Origin of the sequence: Paenibacillus sp. O199 (assembly GCF_001636635.1) — a bacterium.
Classification (GTDB): domain Bacteria; phylum Bacillota; class Bacilli; order Paenibacillales; family Paenibacillaceae; genus Paenibacillus; species Paenibacillus marchantiae.
Map to the genome: position 1 here is coordinate 178,204 of NZ_LGRP01000002.1, position 16,289 is coordinate 194,492.

17 protein-coding genes are annotated in these 16,289 nt (G+C 47.2%); 11 read left to right on the forward strand and 6 right to left on the reverse strand.

From position 1 onward, the window contains the following. Positions 1–11: 11 nt before the first annotated feature. Positions 12–821 (reverse strand): CPBP family intramembrane glutamic endopeptidase, encoded by an 810-nt coding sequence (locus tag A6049_RS04075; protein ID WP_063563386.1) that lies wholly within the window; start codon positions 819–821, stop codon positions 12–14. Between the two features lie 14 nt (positions 822–835). Then, positions 836–1,024 carry a hypothetical protein gene (locus A6049_RS33175; RefSeq protein WP_063563387.1) on the reverse strand — a complete coding sequence of 63 codons (189 nt, stop codon included), beginning with the start codon at positions 1,022–1,024 and terminating at the stop codon, positions 836–838. A gap of 291 nt (positions 1,025–1,315) precedes the next feature. Here A6049_RS33175 and A6049_RS34340 point away from each other — a divergent pair, with 291 nt between their 5' ends. From A6049_RS34340 to A6049_RS04125, 10 genes are all read left to right on the forward strand, one after another. After that, a complete protein-coding gene (locus A6049_RS34340) occupies positions 1,316–1,450 on the forward strand; it encodes a hypothetical protein (RefSeq protein WP_274566570.1) in 135 nt (44 codons plus the stop codon). Positions 1,451–1,493: 43 nt separating this feature from the next. After that, complete coding sequence (locus tag A6049_RS04085; RefSeq protein WP_095205957.1) at positions 1,494–1,952, forward strand: VanZ family protein; 459 nt, start codon at positions 1,494–1,496, stop codon at positions 1,950–1,952. A gap of 120 nt (positions 1,953–2,072) precedes the next feature. Next, a complete protein-coding gene (locus tag A6049_RS04090; protein ID WP_063563388.1) occupies positions 2,073–3,764 on the forward strand; it encodes a glycoside hydrolase family 13 protein in 1,692 nt (563 codons plus the stop codon). A gap of 89 nt (positions 3,765–3,853) precedes the next feature. Next, the gene (locus A6049_RS04095; protein WP_063563389.1) at positions 3,854–4,546 is read left to right on the forward strand and encodes a metal-dependent hydrolase; all 693 of its coding nucleotides are present in this window, start codon (positions 3,854–3,856) and stop codon (positions 4,544–4,546) included. A gap of 239 nt (positions 4,547–4,785) precedes the next feature. After that, positions 4,786–6,138, forward strand: coding sequence for a C4-dicarboxylate transporter DctA (dctA, locus tag A6049_RS04100; protein ID WP_063563390.1), 1,353 nt, complete (start codon positions 4,786–4,788; stop codon positions 6,136–6,138). Between the two features lie 312 nt (positions 6,139–6,450). Continuing rightward, entirely contained in the window at positions 6,451–8,172 is a 1,722-nt protein-coding gene (gene treC, locus A6049_RS04105) for an alpha,alpha-phosphotrehalase (protein ID WP_063563391.1), read from the forward strand. Positions 8,173–8,201: 29 nt separating this feature from the next. Further along, positions 8,202–10,214: a PTS system trehalose-specific EIIBC component gene (gene treP / locus A6049_RS04110; protein WP_063563392.1), complete on the forward strand. Its 2,013-nt coding sequence runs from the start codon at positions 8,202–8,204 to the stop codon at positions 10,212–10,214. Positions 10,215–10,488: 274 nt separating this feature from the next. Next, positions 10,489–11,343 carry a hypothetical protein gene (locus tag A6049_RS04115; RefSeq protein ID WP_063563393.1) on the forward strand — a complete coding sequence of 285 codons (855 nt, stop codon included), beginning with the start codon at positions 10,489–10,491 and terminating at the stop codon, positions 11,341–11,343. Between the two features lie 29 nt (positions 11,344–11,372). After that, positions 11,373–11,636, forward strand: a complete 264-nt coding sequence (locus A6049_RS04120) for a YkgJ family cysteine cluster protein (protein WP_024631858.1) — start codon at positions 11,373–11,375, stop codon at positions 11,634–11,636. A gap of 76 nt (positions 11,637–11,712) precedes the next feature. Next, positions 11,713–11,916, forward strand: coding sequence for a hypothetical protein (locus A6049_RS04125; protein WP_063563394.1), 204 nt, complete (start codon positions 11,713–11,715; stop codon positions 11,914–11,916). A gap of 78 nt (positions 11,917–11,994) precedes the next feature. Here the strand turns inward: A6049_RS04125 and A6049_RS04130 are convergent, their stop codons facing one another. The 3 genes from A6049_RS04130 to A6049_RS04140 all read right to left on the reverse strand — a co-directional run bounded on the left by A6049_RS04130 (position 11,995) and on the right by A6049_RS04140 (position 14,467). Next, a complete protein-coding gene (locus A6049_RS04130; protein ID WP_063563395.1) occupies positions 11,995–12,327 on the reverse strand; it encodes an AbrB family transcriptional regulator in 333 nt (110 codons plus the stop codon). Positions 12,328–12,353: 26 nt separating this feature from the next. Then, the gene (locus A6049_RS04135; RefSeq protein WP_063563396.1) at positions 12,354–13,685 is read right to left on the reverse strand and encodes an MFS transporter; all 1,332 of its coding nucleotides are present in this window, start codon (positions 13,683–13,685) and stop codon (positions 12,354–12,356) included. A 77-nt stretch (positions 13,686–13,762) separates the two neighbouring features. Beyond that, entirely contained in the window at positions 13,763–14,467 is a 705-nt protein-coding gene (locus A6049_RS04140; protein WP_063563397.1) for an O-methyltransferase, read from the reverse strand. A 138-nt stretch (positions 14,468–14,605) separates the two neighbouring features. On the opposite strand from A6049_RS04140, the gene A6049_RS04145 reads away from it, so the two are divergent. Beyond that, positions 14,606–15,502: a LysR family transcriptional regulator gene (locus tag A6049_RS04145; protein WP_063563398.1), complete on the forward strand. Its 897-nt coding sequence runs from the start codon at positions 14,606–14,608 to the stop codon at positions 15,500–15,502. Between the two features lie 27 nt (positions 15,503–15,529). On the opposite strand, the gene A6049_RS04150 is transcribed toward A6049_RS04145, so the two are convergent. Then, entirely contained in the window at positions 15,530–16,255 is a 726-nt protein-coding gene (locus tag A6049_RS04150) for a YoaK family protein (RefSeq protein ID WP_240321302.1), read from the reverse strand. Positions 16,256–16,289: the final 34 nt, after the last annotated feature.

Sequence of the window (16,289 nt, forward strand, 5' to 3'; positions counted from 1 at the left end):
TTTTGTATGAATCAGCCGACTGGTCGTGACACACTTTGTGCGTTATCGCGCCGCTTTTCACGACGAAGGATGATCGGAACCGTGATCACTGCAGCGATCACCAACAACGGAGCTAGTAAACCAGCGATGGGTAACGCCGATGCGCCATTCGCTGAGAAGACGCTCAAGTCCCAGAACCCGTGCAGGAATATGGAGGCCACGAGTGATCCGGTAGACCGCCGAGCAAGATAGAAGATCGAACCAAGGCCAAAAGCGATCACTACCTGGAACAGGGCACCCGCTCCGATGCCCCAGAACATGTTCGGCAGGTGGAAGATTGCGAACATCGCTGTTGAGAGCAGCCAGACCCCGGTTTCGCCGAATCGGCTGCGCAGAGCAACAATTAACTGACCTCGGTTAATCATCTCCTCATTGAAGCCAACCATGATACTGCCGAAAATGAGATACAGCCACATGAGGGGGGTGACCCGGCTGAAATCGCCGGTCAGCATGTTCACGATCGCGATGACCATCATGATAATCGGCAGAGTCATTGTCCATCGAGAAAGACGCCGCCTTTCAACCAGGCTAGGACGCCACCAACCGTAGATCGTGACCATTGTGATGGTCAGCACCGCACCGCCGGACAGCGGTGCTATATACCAGAGAAGAAGGGTTCGCTCACTCTCACCCACTCGAGTGTAGTCGATGCCGTTGAGCAAGAAGATCGCGTAAAAAACGGCGCTGTAGAGGAAATATGTGAGAACCGCCCATCCTACGCGGGGACGAACCCGAAGGGCAGGGTCCAAAGTTTCTTGCAGCTTGTCCCTATTAATTGACATGATAAACACTCCCACTATACATTAATATTTTTTTTCATTTGCTCTTGTTTTTTTAAGATTCTAACTTCGATTGAGTCAAGATATAGTCCCGCTAAGTCTTTGGAAACAGTGCCGACAATATTGCGGAGTTTAATACAAAGGTTGCGAACGTCCAGCCGTTCATCCCCCCTACCTTCAACGAGCGCTTTTATGGTTAGGATCATGCGTCCTCCTTCTCGTAAATTTTATTTTCTCTGTGTTAATTCTTCGAATGATCCAGAAATCCAACGGAAGCTACGGTTACGAGGAACATATTTTCAATGCTGCCTCATTTACAATTCTAGTTGCCCAAGTTAAATAGAAGCTAACGAAATGGATAAAAACCAGCTAAATTTTCACTGCTGTAGTTTAGGTTCTGTTTAGGTAACGATGGGGTAGGATGAGGCAGACAGTTGAAGGGCTTGCTCTAGTAAAAAAACATATTATATTTCCTCTCTTGATGAACAGCATGGAAAATGACAAAAAAAGTACTGAAGCCTAGCTATTTTCCCATTGAAATTCCTGGCGGTTTATATGCCGGGTTCACGGTGGATGTATGGAACTCCACGCCTGAGCAGCTGGACATGAAGATCTATATCCCTTTAAAATAGACCTTACCGCTCCGCGGGAAAAAAGGTCGGAGGAATTCAGACAATGAACGAACGTTCGTGGCTCCACTCCAGGTGGATGCTCACAATCGTCGCATGTATGGCATTGTTATATGTGTTGATTATGGGTAACTTGCTCTTTGTCAGCGGGAGAACGCCTGGCGTGAATTATCAATATAATCTGGTACCATTAGAGACAATCAAGCCTCTTCTTTTTCAGAAGAACAGATACCATACGGAAGCCTGGGTGAAGAATCTGTTCGGGAACATTGTTTTGTTCATCCCGCATGGGATATGGATTCCCTGGTTATTCCGCAGGTGCCGAAAGTTTTTACCATTTACAGGTATTGTCGTCTTACTTTTGTTAGCTGTTGAGATTATGCAATTGATTACCCGTGTTGGTTCGTTTGATGTCGATGACATTATTTTGAATACAGTGGGTGCCTGGATTGGATACATAGGGTTTGCCTTATTCATCTTCTCACAGAGAAGGACTCGAAAATGAACTGCGAATAGCAGTTAATGATCGGGTCTTTTTGTGTTCATGGATCTTTTCTGTTTATAAGAGGGACATTTCGGATAAAACATACTAACGGGTTATATAGTAAAGAGTGATGAAAGCGAGGTGGTCTATATCGTTTGGTGGAAAGAGAGTGTGGTGTACCAGATCTATCCCAACAGCTTCAAAGATTCGGATGGGGACGGTCAGGGTGACTTGCAGGGGATATATGACAAGCTCGATTATTTGACTGATCTGGGCGTGGATGTAATTTGGATTTGTCCAATCTACGATTCACCTGGTCATGATAACGGATACGATATCCGTGATTATTACTCCATTTTACGTAAGTATGGCACGATGGAGGATTTTGACCGTTTGCTGGCTGAGGCGCACAAGCGCGGTCTCAAGATCATGATGGATCTGGTACTGAATCATACGTCGGATGAACATGCGTGGTTTGCCGAGTCACGTTCATCGAAAGTGAACCCGAAACGGGACTATTATATTTGGCGTTCAGGCAAAAATGGTCAGGTTCCAAACAACTGGGAGTCTTACTTTGGGGGATCTGTGTGGAAGCTTGATCCGGAGACGAATGAATATTATTTGCATCTCTATACAGAACACCAGCCTGACCTGAATTGGAACAATCCACAGATGGCAGAAGAGATGTATGAGATGGTGCATTGGTGGTTGCAAAAGGGTGTGGATGGTTTCCGTTTCGATGCGGTGGCGCATATCGGCAAGGCGGAGGGGTTACCCAGCGCACATAATCCGGATAATCTGCCGGTCGTTCCTGCGTACCAGCTTTTTTCCAACCTCGAGCAGGTGCATTCGATTCTGAATAAACTTAACGACATGATCCTGAAGCCGTATGGTCCAATGACTGTTGGAGAGACTTCCGGGCTTGGACCGGAACAGGCGCTGGCTTATGTTGGGACAGATCGGAATGAGCTCAATATGGTGTTCCAGTTTGAGCATATGTTTGTGGACGCTCAATCATCTGGAATCGGCAAATGGAACTATCGAGAGTGGAAGCTGCCCGAGCTGAAAGAAATTATGAGCCGCTGGCAAACCGTGCTGCATGACAGAGGCTGGAATGCCAATTATATGGGCAATCATGACCAGCCGCGTCCGGTATCCCGTTTCGGTGATGATGGAAAGTACAGGGTGCGCTCTGCCCAGATGCTGGCTACTTGGATGCTCACCCTTGAGGGTACGCCTTACATTTATCAAGGGGAAGAAATCGGCATGACCAATGTTGCTTTCCCTAATATTGAGGATTATCGGGATATTGAAACGATGAATTATTATCGGCAGCATATTGGACAAGGGCGAGCGAAACATGAAGTCATGCAAGCGATCTGGCGCAAGAGTCGTGATAATGCCCGTACACCGATGCAGTGGGATGATACGAAACATGCCGGATTTACCGATGGTGAGCCATGGATTCAGGTGAATGCGAATTATCCTGAGATTAATGTGGAGGATGCCGAACGTGATCCCCAGTCCATTTTGCATTATTACCGTAAACTAATCGCTCTTCGCAAACAACATAAAGTACTTATCTATGGGGAATACGAGCTGCTTTTGCCCAATGATCCCGATATTTATGCCTATACCCGGACGCTGGATGATGAGCAGATGCTTGTTATTCTGAATTTCCGTGAACATGAGCCTGAGATGCAATGGCCTGAGGGTTGGAACGATGAAAATGCCAAGACGGTCATTAGCAATGTCAGCAGACGATATTCCACCGATAAGGGTGCGATACTTCTTCAGCCATATGAAGCACGGGTTTATCGAATGCAGAGATGAGACATCATTTTGCTTTGGCGAAGAGTTTTGAATTATAATATGGGTTGAAAATCAAACCAAACGAACGCATATGTCAGGAGGATACCAAGTTGTTGAATATTACTTACCACGGACACTCCAGTGTACAACTGGGCACAGAAGAGAAGTCGTTGATCATTGATCCTTTCCTGCGTGGCAATGAACTTGCTGTCACCAAACCGGAAGACATCAAGACCGATGCCGTTTTACTGACACATGCACATATGGATCACATTTTGGATGCTGAACCCATCGCCAAGGCTAACAATGCTAAGGTGGTTGCGATTGTGGAACTGGCTACATATATGTCATGGAAAGGCCTGGACACCCTTGGCATGAACATGGGTGGAACGGTGGATCTTGGCTTTGCGCAAGCCAAAATGATTCAGGCTTTCCATACGTCCGGTATCGTACTGGAAGAGGAACAACGGATTATGTACGCAGGATTGCCTGCAGGATATATTATTAACATTGGTGGCAAAACCATTTTGCATGCCGGAGATACTAGTCTGTTCGGTGATATGAAAATGATTGGTGACCGCCATGATATCGACGTAGCACTATTGCCTATTGGTGGACATTTCACCATGGGACCGGAAGATGCTCTGCAGGCCGCTGAATGGTTCAATGCCAAGCTGACAATTCCAGTGCATTATGATACGTTCCCGGTGATTCGTCAGGATGCCGAGAAGTTTGTGGAGCAGCTTGCTTCCAAAGGTCTGGAAGGCCGTGTGCTGGCACCGGGGCAATCCCTTACCCTGTAATGCTCTTTTAATCACTGTTCAGTCATAAAAGGTATACAAAGCTAAAGACGAATATCACGTCAAGATAACTGACGTGATATTCGTCTTTTTCGGTTTCAAGTTCAATTTAGTACTCCATAGTTGGTCTGAATGACAAAAACCGTGAAATTCCATTGTTGAAGTTCATGCTCAAATGTTATAAAAAATTACACGGAAACCAAATGGAAATCCGAATTGACCTAAAAACAGGGGGAGCGTTCATGTCATTCGTGAAATCATTGTTTTTTCAAATTATTGTAGCGGTTATCATCGGGATTGGTGTAGGCATTCTGTGGCCTGATCTGGGTAGTCTGCTGCAGCCGCTCGGAACAGGTTTTATCAAGTTGATCAAAATGATCATTGCTCCATTAATCTTTATGGTTATCGTGACAGGCATTGCCAAAATCGGTGATCTGAAATCGGTTGGACGCATTGGATTCAAAGCCATTCTGTGGTTTGAAATCGCAACGACGGTTGCCCTCGTCCTTGGACTTGGCACAGCCAATCTGCTTCGTCCGGGTGCAAGCATGAATGTGGACTCCTCGACCCTTGATGCAAGTGGCATCGAAGCCAAAACCAATGGCTCTGAACTGCCACATTTGGTCGACTTTATTATGAATATTATTCCAACAAGTGTTGTAGATGCTTTTGCACAAAATGCATTGTTGCAAGTGCTGCTCGTTGCCTGTTTGTTTGGGGTAGCCTTGGCAGCAACGGAAAGTAAGGCGAAGGAGAATGTGCTGACGTTGATTGAAAATGTATTGGGAATCTTGTTCCGCATTATTGGGTACATTATGAAACTGGCACCAATCGGAGCATTCGGCGCCATGGCGTACACGGTTGGAGCGTATGGGGCATCCACACTCTCCTCCTTCGGTTTGCTGATTATTGCCTGTTACGGAGCAGCGTTACTGTTTCTGGTGATGCTTGCACTGGCTGCCTGGTGGATCACAGGGCTGAACTTTCTGCAATTTGTAAAATATACACGTTCCGAAGTGATGCTTGCGATTGGTACAGGTTCCTCGGAAGTCGTTATGCCCCGCATGATGGACAAGTTGACCAAGGCAGGATGTGACCGTGCTGTCGTCGGTCTCGTTGTCCCGACAGGGTACTCGTTCAATCTGGACGGAGCCTCGATCTACCTATCGCTAGCGACGGTTTTTCTGGCTCAGGCGGTTGGCATTGATCTGACACTGGGACAAGAGATTACGATTTTACTGGTGTTAATGCTTAGCTCCAAAGGTATGGCGGGTGTACCTGGCTCCGCATTCCTTGCTCTGTCTGCTACAGCTGCAGCCCTGAATGCATTCCCGGTAGCGGCTGTTGCCTTACTGCTAGGTGCAGACCGCTTCATGGATACCATGAGAGTATTCACGAATTTGATGGGCAACTGTGTTGCGGCATTTGTCGTGGCGAAATGGGAAGGGCTGTTGGACCAAAAACGTATGCGGGCGGTGCTTTCCGGGGAGATTAGTGCAGAAGAGCTGGAGAGAGAAGAACAAGCATCCTTGTCCTCGGTGAAGTTGAACAAAAGGGAACAGGGAAAAGGAATGGTTTCAACGGACATACTGTAAGAAAAAGGAATTAAACGAGATCCGGATGAATTTTTAACTCATCATATCTTTGAATATGAACCGTCTGTTTACCCGCATGAAATCATGGGATAACAGACGGTTTTTTCGTTTAAGATACAGATATCATGGAGTTCTCGAACGCAAGATTCAAAATAATTGTTACAGAGGAATCATTAATGGGGAATGTGTAGAAGAGGAAAAAGATAGCATATTGAAGTTTCAACTTGTATATACATGTTTAGTTATGTAATATATAAATGGAGTTAGGCCAAGAGAACCACATAAGCAATACAATTTATTGGAGGCGTTAACATGAGTTCAACCAACACAACTTCATCATCGTGGTGGAAGACTTCCACGGTGTATCAGGTATATCCCAAGAGTTTCAACGATACAACTGGATCGGGTACCGGAGACATTCGGGGATTGACCGAAAAGCTGGATTACTTGCAACATCTCGGTATTGATATCGTGTGGCTGCAGCCCGTATATGTCTCTCCACAGCATGATAACGGTTATGACGTAGCGGACTATTATCGGATTAATCCTGATTTTGGTACGATGGAAGATTTTGACGAACTGCTTAAAGGTCTGAAGGCACGTGACATGAAGCTGATGATTGATATCGTGGTGAATCACTCTTCTACGGATCATGAGTGGTTCCAGCAATCACGTTCTTCCAAGGATAACCCATATCGCGATTATTATATTTGGAAAGACCCTGCTCCGGACGGCGGTGTGCCGAATAACTGGCAATCCAAGTTCGGCGGACCTGCATGGCAGTTTGATAAGCAGACAGGACAATATTTCCTGACGTTGTTTGACAAAACACAGGCTGATTTGAATTGGGAGAACGAGCAGGTACGTAAGGCAGTACGGGACATGATCAAGTTCTGGGCGGAGAAGGGTGTAGATGGTTTCCGTATGGACGTCATCAATCTGATCTCAAAGGACCAGCGTTTCCCCGACGATGATGGTAGCGTTTCCCCAGGCGACGGACGTAAGTTCTACACCGATGGACCACGTGTGCATGAGTACATTACAGAGATGTATGAAGAGGTGTTTGGACCACACAATATGGTAACGGTTGGGGAGATGTCCTCCACTACGCTGGAGCATTGCATCAAATATTCGAACCCTGCTTCCCGGGAATTCTCCATGACGTTTAACTTCCACCATCTGAAAGTGGATTATCCGAATGGACAGAAGTGGGAACTGATGCCTTACGATTTTGAAGCGATGAAACAACTGTTTAGTGAGTGGCAGACAGGTATGCAGGCAGGTGGGGGATGGAATGCGTTGTTCTTGAACAACCATGATCAACCGCGGGCGTTGTCTCGTTTCGCTGATGATGGAAATTATCGTGCTGAGAGTGCCAAAATGCTCGCTACGACAATACATGGCATGCAGGGAACACCTTACGTATACCAAGGTGAAGAGATCGGGATGCCGAATCCGGTCTGGAATGACGTTAGCGAGTTCCGTGATATTGAATCGACCAATATGTACCGACTGCTTCAGGAAGAACGGGGCAAATCCGCCGAGGAAGCATTCCAAATTGTGAAAGAGCGTTCACGGGATAATTCCCGTACACCGATGCAATGGGATGGAAGCGAAAATGCAGGATTTACAACGGGTACACCGTGGATCAAAGTGGACGAACGATATCCGTCGATTCATGTGGCCCAGCAGATGGCTGACCCGAATTCGATCTATTATCATTATCGCAAGCTGATTGCTCTGCGCAAACAGGTTGGTGTGCTGACCGACGGTCTGTATGAACGTTTGGACGATGCACACCCAGATGTATTCGCATACGCGCGGACCAATGGAAGCGAGACGCTGCTTGTGGTATCGAACTTCAGCAAGCGGGACGTAAAATTTGCTTTCTCTGAAGCCGTCTGGAATGACCACATTGCGGGTAAATCCGTAGAGCTGCTGATTGGCAATACGGAGGTATCGCCTGCACTCGAGCAAGAAATCTCCCTGAGCCCGTATTCATCCTATATGTGGCTTGTACCGCAACAGGACTAATTCACATTATATAAATGGGAAGTGACAATATGGCAATTGATAAAAAACAGGTTGAGGAGATCGTTCGCGCGGTCGGCGGCAAAGATAATATTGAAGCTGCAACGCATTGTGTCACACGCCTCCGGTTCGCCCTATACGACGAAAGTAAAGTAGATACGGAAAGTCTGGAACAGAACGATCTGGTCAAAGGCCAGTTCTCCTCTCAAGGACAATTCCAGGTGGTCATCGGACCTGGGCTTGTGGATAAAGTGTATGATGAAATGATTCAGATTACCGGGGGCGAACGTGCTTCCAAGGATGACGTGAAGGCTGTTGCGGGTAAAAAGCAAAACCCGATTCAGCGTGCGATCAAAACACTATCGGACATTTTCATCCCGATCCTGCCAGCCATCATCACGGCCGGTCTCTTGCTCGGTATTAATAACATTCTGACAGGACCAGGCATATTCTTTGATGGAAAATCACTGGTGGATGTATATCCGGCATGGAAGGATCTCGCATCTATTATTAACACCATTGCGAGCACAGCCTTTACCTTCCTGCCTGCGTTAATTGGTTGGTCCGCTGTAACAAGGTTCGGCGGCAGTCCGTTGCTCGGGATTGTACTTGGTCTGATCCTGGTACATCCCGATCTGCTGAGTGCTTATGGCTACGCCAATGCAGTCAACGAAGGCACCGTGCCTACGTGGAATCTGTTCGGCTGGCATATTGAGAAGATCGGTTATCAGGGGCAGGTTCTGCCGGTATTGGTATCCGCCTATCTGCTTGCCAAGCTGGAGATTTTCCTGAACAAAAGGGTGCATGATTCGATCAAACTGCTTGTAGTTGCACCTGTCACTTTATTGATTACGGGATTCCTGGCATTTACAATCATTGGTCCAGTTACATTTGCCATTGCGAATGGAATTACATCCGGCTTGATCTATATTTACGATTCATATGCGGCTCTTGGTGGTCTGATCTACGGTGGACTATACGCATTGCTCGTTATTACAGGAATGCACCATACGTTCCTAGCGGTAGACGTACAGCTGATTGGTAGCCAAGGCGGAACGTTCCTGTGGCCGATGCTGGCACTGTCCAATATCGCGCAAGGTTCTGCCGCACTTGCTATGATGCTCGTGCTTCGTGAGAAGAAAATGAGAGGACTTGCGGCAACTTCATCCGTTTCAGCCTTCCTCGGGGTAACCGAGCCGGCGATCTTCGGGGTGAATATCCGTTATCGTTATCCGTTTATCTTCGGTATGGTCGGTTCTGCGATCGGCGGTGTACTGCTTACGATGAATAATGTTCAGGCAACCTCTATCGGTGTAGGTGGCGTACCTGGATTCTTGTCCATTTTCCCGAACAAATGGGGAGTATTCTTCATCGGTATGGCGATTGTACTGGTTGTTCCGTTCGTATTGACTGTTATTTTCGGAAGAGCGAAGTTGAGAAAAGAAGACCGCAACGCAGATCAAGCTACTGTAGCTGGTGGTCAAACACCTACAGCGAAATCAGCTTCTAGCACAACTACAACAAATGCAGTTGCAGAGCCACGCACACGCAGTATTGCTCAGGTGGCGGATGAGCCTGTGAATACACTGGAAATCATGGCACCATTAACAGGTAAAGCTGTTCCGCTTGAACAAGTACCTGACCCGGCGTTTGCAGAGAAGCAAATGGGTGAAGGGGTTGCCATTGAACCTTCTGGCAATCAGGTTGTTGCCCCGTTTGATGCTCAGGTTGCCCATGTCATCAAGAGCAAACATGCTGTCATTCTTGAGCACGCGAGTGGCTTGCAGATTCTGATTCATGTCGGGATTAATACGGTATCGCTCAAAGGCGAAGGTTTTAACATGCATGTTGAAACTGGAGAGAAGGTAAGAGCCGGGCAAACGTTGCTTGAATTCGACCGTAAAGTGATTGAAGCTGCGGGATATCCGCTCATAACGCCAATCATTATTCCAGATGGTCAGGACATGGTTGATCGGGTGGAGGTCACTACAGGTGATGTTACATCCAATCAGAACGGTGTGCTTAAGGTACATCTGAAAGGTTAAGTACACGAACAAATGGGGAGCTGCGATATTCGCAGCTTCTTTTTTCATCTCGATACCGAGACCAAGCTGATCACATACCAATTTGTATGGGTTTACTCTTTATGGATTTCGTTTTTTTTATTGGTTACGTGGTAAACTGTATCTAGGATACATGTGGCAAAATCTCATGTTTGCAACGATCGGAAAGCTTGTTCATTAGGACTATGCATGTTCAGGTTGAGAAGTTCATATGGTTCAAAGAGAGTGGCTAGTCAATGGACGGAGGAGGAGAGCCATGACTCGTGTTGCGGTAATGGTCATTCATGGTCTGGGTATGCAAAAGGAAAATTATGCGGATACACTGATTTCGCGATTGCATAAGGAATTGGATCAGGTTATGGTTTTGCCGGGAGCAGCCAAACAGATGCTGGATATTGAGCCCGTATTTTGGGCTGACGTATTTGAGGATCGGGAAGAGGCGCTGTTTCAGCAGCTTGTCAGCTCTCAGGGATTGAACTATCAAGTGTTGCGTCGATTTGTTATACATTATCTGGCTGATGCCGTCGCGTATCAACCTGTGGAAAATCAAGGGCATAACTATGATGCGGTACATTATACGCTGAATCGGGCGATGCACGCACTTGCACAACGGAATGGGCCAGAAGCTCCACTCTGTATCATTGCACATAGTTTGGGAGCTGTGATTGCAAGTAATTTTTTCTATGATCTGCAATATCCGTCTAGTCGAACGCCCTCCATCGTGGATGTTACTTCCGCATTGGAACGGGGAGATACCTTAACAAGCTTTTATTCCTTTGGAACGACATTGCCATTATGGAGCTTACGATATCATGATTTTAGCCGGCCGATTCAGGTACCTTCACCGTTGGCAGGGCAGTACTTTCCTGGGCTTGAAGGGGAATGGCTTAACTTTTATGATCGGGATGATATTTTGGGTTACCCACTGCGACCTATTGATCCTGCCTATGAGGCAGCGGTCAACGAAGACGTGGAAATTAACTCTGGCGGTGTAATTGGGAGCTGGAATCCGTTGAGTCATGGTGGATATTTCTCGAATGGAACCATGAATCGGAGAATTGCACAGGGTTTGGCTCGAACGTGGACGTGGGTGAATCGTGGATCACGTTAAATGTCAGATATGGAGGGAGGACAATAATTATGGAATGCAGGACAGGCTGTGCCGCATGCTGTATCGCGATTTCTATCTCATCGCCGATACCCGGGATGGCTGACGGCAAGCCCGCAGGTGTGCGCTGTGTACAACTGACGGAGGACAATCGCTGCGGAATCTTTGGTCAGAAAGAGCGCCCCGCTGTATGCAGCGGATTGCAGGCTTCGGAAGAGATGTGTGGCAGCACGGACCAGGAGGCGTTTGAGCGATTGAGCTGGCTGGAGCAGGAAACTGCCCCGAGTTCAGCGTGACAGAGTTGTTTTGATGGAAAAGGATAATTATACTTAATATGGAAGGGGTTTGAGAAAAGAAAGGGGTATGGGATGAATGGGACTTGCCAAACGGTTTATAATGGTCGTTGTGAATATGATTGGAGAACTGTGGATGGGATTCTACAGGCGAAACTCAGACTTCTATGACAAGCAGACTTCAGAGTCAAAAAGCAAACTTGGCTATTATGCATTTATTATTGGGGCGGCCGCTGTAACTGTGGGCATTGTGAGTTGGATGTATAGTCGGGTTTATTCATAAAATGAGCAAACAAATAAAAGAGAGTATCCGCAGTCTGGAAATCAGTCGGATACTCTCTTTGGTGTGTCCACTTCCTATTTACTTGACCGAAGAATGGGTGCTCGCCCCTTTTTTCCTCAACATATGCATGAGAATCATCTTAAGGAGCGAAGAGACGATAAAGAATATAAATAAGATGCGAAACAACTGATATCCGGACACCACCGATAGGTTGGCATTGACTTCATGGGCCATGATGCTCATCTGATCCATTCCGCCAGGTACCATGCTCAACAATGATGTAGCGGCCGAGAGAGAGAACATCCTCATTAATATATAGCTCAAGCCAAGCGAACCTGCAATGAGGAGAACACTGCTTGATCCTTGGACGGGGATTGGCTCATTACGAAGCAGGACAGGGAGCTGATTCATCCACTGTCCTATTGAATGGTTATCATTTATCTGTTCGCGGCAAGAACACGGGCAGATGGCTTCGGTTCTTTGAACATCATATAGTACATCAGCGATGAAATCACGTATAAACTGCCTGTAATGCTGAACGTGATCGCGTAACCCCAGTACGTGCCATAAGTGGTTACCAGGTAGGATTGAACGGGTCCCATCGTAGCCCATCCGATCATAAAGGCAGTCTGCATCAGTGAATTGGCGATTCCACGGCGTTTGTCTGATACTCTGTCTACCAGAATGGCGGATTGAATCGGATTAGCTGCATTCATCAGCGCTTGTCTGAATAAGAAACTCACTGAAGCGATGAGCAGTAGATTCGTAAAGCCAGTCAGCAGCAGGAAGGGCAGTGACATAACCTGGAAGATGACGACAGCTCGAACACTTCCCACCTTGGCCGCAAGTGTAGGTCCAATCAGCATCGATACAATGGTCATGATCTGACCCAATGAAATGAGCAGACTCATAGCACTTAAGGATACCGAAAAACGGTTGGTGAAATACAGATTCAAATAAGGCACAACCAGTCCAGAACCAAACCCGATTAATAATTGGGTTATGACAAATTGACCGATCAAACGGGAATCTTTCTTTTGGCTAAGAGTAACGTTCTTGCTGCCTTGTACTGCGGAATGAACGACATCCTGTTTGCCATCCGTTGCAGATGTTGCAGATTCAATGACAGGTTGCGCCGGAGTATCCGCTTGTGGTGCCTTCTTATCCTCGGATACAAACAACATCGGAATAAACGCAACCAGTGTAGCTGCCCCACCTACGAACAATACCGTTTGCAAACCAGTGACTTTGGCAAGGCCAGCCGTATGAAGCAGGTCTGCAAATATGCCACCACCCAAGCTGCCGAGTACCTGAGAAGCGAGTACGAGGCAGGAGTAATAGCTGAACATCTTCAGTCGTTGACTTTTTTTCACATTCTCAGCGAGGAAGGGAATGGCCAGTACCTGAAATACGCCAGCGAAAAGTCCTGAAAATACAGCAAACCAGATCAGTCCGCTGGCAGAATAATCGAAGGAACGGCCAATCAGAAATATTCCGCTGAACAAGGCGCCGGTAATCAGCAGCCGCTTACGGCTGAAGAAATCGCCGCATAGTCCGATGGGAACAAACATAATCGCTGTCGCAAGTGATTGAATACTTACAATCTGGCCGTTCATTGTATCATTGTAGCCGAGACCCTGAATGTACAGATTGTACAAGACAGAGAACATGCCATTTCCGATCTGATACAAGATGCTTGCCAGAAAAAACAATTGAATATTGCGGGACCAGCCCCGAATTTCAGCATGAATCTGTTGTAGAAGTCTCAAGTGGTTTCCCCCAGTCTGCCTGTGCAGTGATTTTAGTTTAACAGGAATGGGGGATTTGCGGAAGAATTGACCACTGTTTATTTTGCAGTAGGGGATTCCAGCACTCGGGCAATCACGAATCCATCGTAGCCTTTAGTGCCTACAGTCTGCAGTGCGGTAGCTTCAAGACGTGGATTATCTGCAATTAATTTCAGGAAAGACTGAACGCCCTGAACTCTGTTGTCCGTACTGTCTGCATTGATAACTTCACCGTCCCTGACGATGTTGTCACCAATAATCAGACTTCCCGGACGAGCCAGACGCAGCGCCCATCGCAAATAGTCTGGATTACTCGGTTTGTCAGCATCGATGAAGATGAAATCAAAGGGTTCTCTGTACTCTTCCTGAACGTCGGGAAGAGTAGTCAGGGCAGGACCTACTCGAAGATCAACCTTGTGCATAAGTCCTGCACGCGTGATGTTGGTTCGTGCCATCTCTGCATGGCGTGGATCTGCTTCCAGTGTGACGATACGTCCGTGTTCGGGAAGGGCTCTAGCCATCCAGATCGTACTGTATCCGCCAAGCGTCCCGATTTCCAACACACGAGTTGCGCCTTGTATTTGAAGCAGGAGCTGAAGCAATTTCCCTTGATTAGGTGCTACATCATGAGCGGGCAAGCCGGCTTCCGCATTGGTAAGTAGTGCCTGCTCCAGCAGGGGATCCGAGGGGATTAATAAGGTGTTCAAATAGTCGTCGACTTGACTCCAGGTTTGCTGTTGAGTAGAACCATTCACATTGTTCATCGTTACATGTTCCTTTCCGATTGCATGTATTGGATTTCATACTTCAACTATAAAGGGAACAAATACATAAATAAAATATATATTATGTATGTTAATATAACTTTAGATTATATACTTCAAGTGAAGAAGGTGTTGCGGTTGAATTTGCACGGATTACGATTGTTTCATGCCATCGTGAGATATGGAGGAGTCACGCGTGCGGCGGAAGAACTCAACATTAGCCAGCCAGCGGTATCCTCTCAGGTGAAGAAGTTTGAGCGGGAATTGGGCATTCAACTATTTGCTTCGGAGGGGAGAAGACTGGTTCTTACCGATGCTGGAATGCAATTAACAGGCTACGCGGAACGTCTGTTCATGCTGGAGCAGGATGTCGAGAACTTTGTGCAGGATTTTCGTGCAGGCAAGAAAGGGATGATTCGTCTTACCGCAACCTATTTGCCCTCGAATTTTCTGCTTCCGGGCTGGATTGCCCGTTTCAAGCAAATGCACGAGGATGTGGATCTGGTTGTGAGCACAACCAATACTCGGATGGCTTTTGACCAACTGCTGCGTTATGAGGCCGAGATTGCGGTTTATGGTGGAAGTGGCATTACACATTCAGGTGTTCATTGGGACGAATTGTTTGAAGATGAAATGTGGTTTGTGGTACATCCCGATCATCCCTATGCGGGAAAGGAAATTGAGCTTCGGGAGATGGTGGCAGAGCCTTTCATTATGCGTGAAGAAGGCAGCGCTACACGGGAGCGTCTGGTCTCTCTCTGCACAACAAATAACCTGGCCGCTCCCCGCATTGCGCTTCAGTTCAATGGGTTGAACGAAACGATTAGTGCGGTGAAGGCAGGTTATGGAGCCAACTTTATTTCTTCTCTGGTCGTAAAGGAAGATGTACAACAGGGCAGGTTGGCACGTGTATTCGTTCGAGGTGTACAGTTGAAAAACACCGTAGCCGTCTGTACACGAGCAGGGGAAGTGTTATCTCCTGCTGCACAGCATCTGGTTGAACTCATCAGACAGGAAGCATCATTAATGAAATGAATCTCAATAATGGCATGAGAGCTAACTTTAAATGTCATCCGTCGGCGCTGCTTTGGTTGTTCCTCGGGAGTATAACCGTGCATACAGGGTGACTCCTCCAACGATCAGAACAGGTATCCAGACTGCCATCATGGGTACGCGGTGGAACAACATCGCAGCTAGAATAACGCCGCCCAAATAGATCACAACGGCACCTGCGCGAAGGTATGCATCTGCTGATAGCGCTTTGACCAGCGAGCGGATATTGGCGTGTCGCAGTCGCTGAAGGATGCTTACCGCATCCTCAACCACGGCGGCCAGATTATTGGTAAGCACGGTCGTTGAGATACCGGCAATCCCAATGCGGCGTGCCGCAGTCGTTTGCATCCCCATTGCGGTGGCCAGCATGGCAATCAGCAAATAGGATAGTTGTTCCGAATAAGGACTGATCATAGCGATGGCAAAGAGCAGAAGCAATATACTTTCTACAGTGAACACAGATGTGACCCGGGAAGACCAGCCATTTTTCGTCTGCACATGTCCGATCATGTATGCCGCAATGGCATTACCGGCAATAAAACCAATGAGGGCAAGGAGTGCACGCAGCACAACCAATTCCTGAGCACGGGCAATCGCGATCCCCAGTAGCACAATATTACCCGTCATATTGGCTGTAAGCACATGCCCTAGTCCCAGGTATCCGATCACATCAACCATTCCGGCAGACATGCATAACAGCAGCATTGCGTACTTTTGGAGGGTATTTTGATTCATAATCATCCGTCCTTTCCAAAAACGTAACCCCTCC

Bases quoted from the DNA above. Each gene is read 5' to 3' on its own strand.
- A6049_RS04125 (WP_063563394.1), top strand. From the start codon at position 11,713: ATGGGACTTGCCAAACGGTTTATAATGGTCGTTGTGAATATGATTGGA.
- A6049_RS33175 (WP_063563387.1), bottom strand. From the start codon at position 1,024: ATGATCCTAACCATAAAAGCGCTCGTTGAAGGTAGGGGGGATGAACGG.
- A6049_RS04120 (WP_024631858.1), top strand. From the start codon at position 11,373: ATGGAATGCAGGACAGGCTGTGCCGCATGCTGTATCGCGATTTCTATC.
- treC (WP_063563391.1), top strand. From the start codon at position 6,451: ATGAGTTCAACCAACACAACTTCATCATCGTGGTGGAAGACTTCCACG.
- A6049_RS04130 (WP_063563395.1), bottom strand. From the start codon at position 12,327: ATGAATCAGCTCCCTGTCCTGCTTCGTAATGAGCCAATCCCCGTCCAA.
- treP (WP_063563392.1), top strand. From the start codon at position 8,202: ATGGCAATTGATAAAAAACAGGTTGAGGAGATCGTTCGCGCGGTCGGC.
- A6049_RS04115 (WP_063563393.1), top strand. From the start codon at position 10,489: ATGACTCGTGTTGCGGTAATGGTCATTCATGGTCTGGGTATGCAAAAG.
- A6049_RS04075 (WP_063563386.1), bottom strand. From the start codon at position 821: ATGTCAATTAATAGGGACAAGCTGCAAGAAACTTTGGACCCTGCCCTT.
- A6049_RS34340 (WP_274566570.1), top strand. From the start codon at position 1,316: ATGACAAAAAAAGTACTGAAGCCTAGCTATTTTCCCATTGAAATTCCT.
- A6049_RS04085 (WP_095205957.1), top strand. From the start codon at position 1,494: ATGAACGAACGTTCGTGGCTCCACTCCAGGTGGATGCTCACAATCGTC.
- A6049_RS04150 (WP_240321302.1), bottom strand. From the start codon at position 16,255: ATGAATCAAAATACCCTCCAAAAGTACGCAATGCTGCTGTTATGCATG.
- dctA (WP_063563390.1), top strand. From the start codon at position 4,786: ATGTCATTCGTGAAATCATTGTTTTTTCAAATTATTGTAGCGGTTATC.
- A6049_RS04140 (WP_063563397.1), bottom strand. From the start codon at position 14,467: ATGAACAATGTGAATGGTTCTACTCAACAGCAAACCTGGAGTCAAGTC.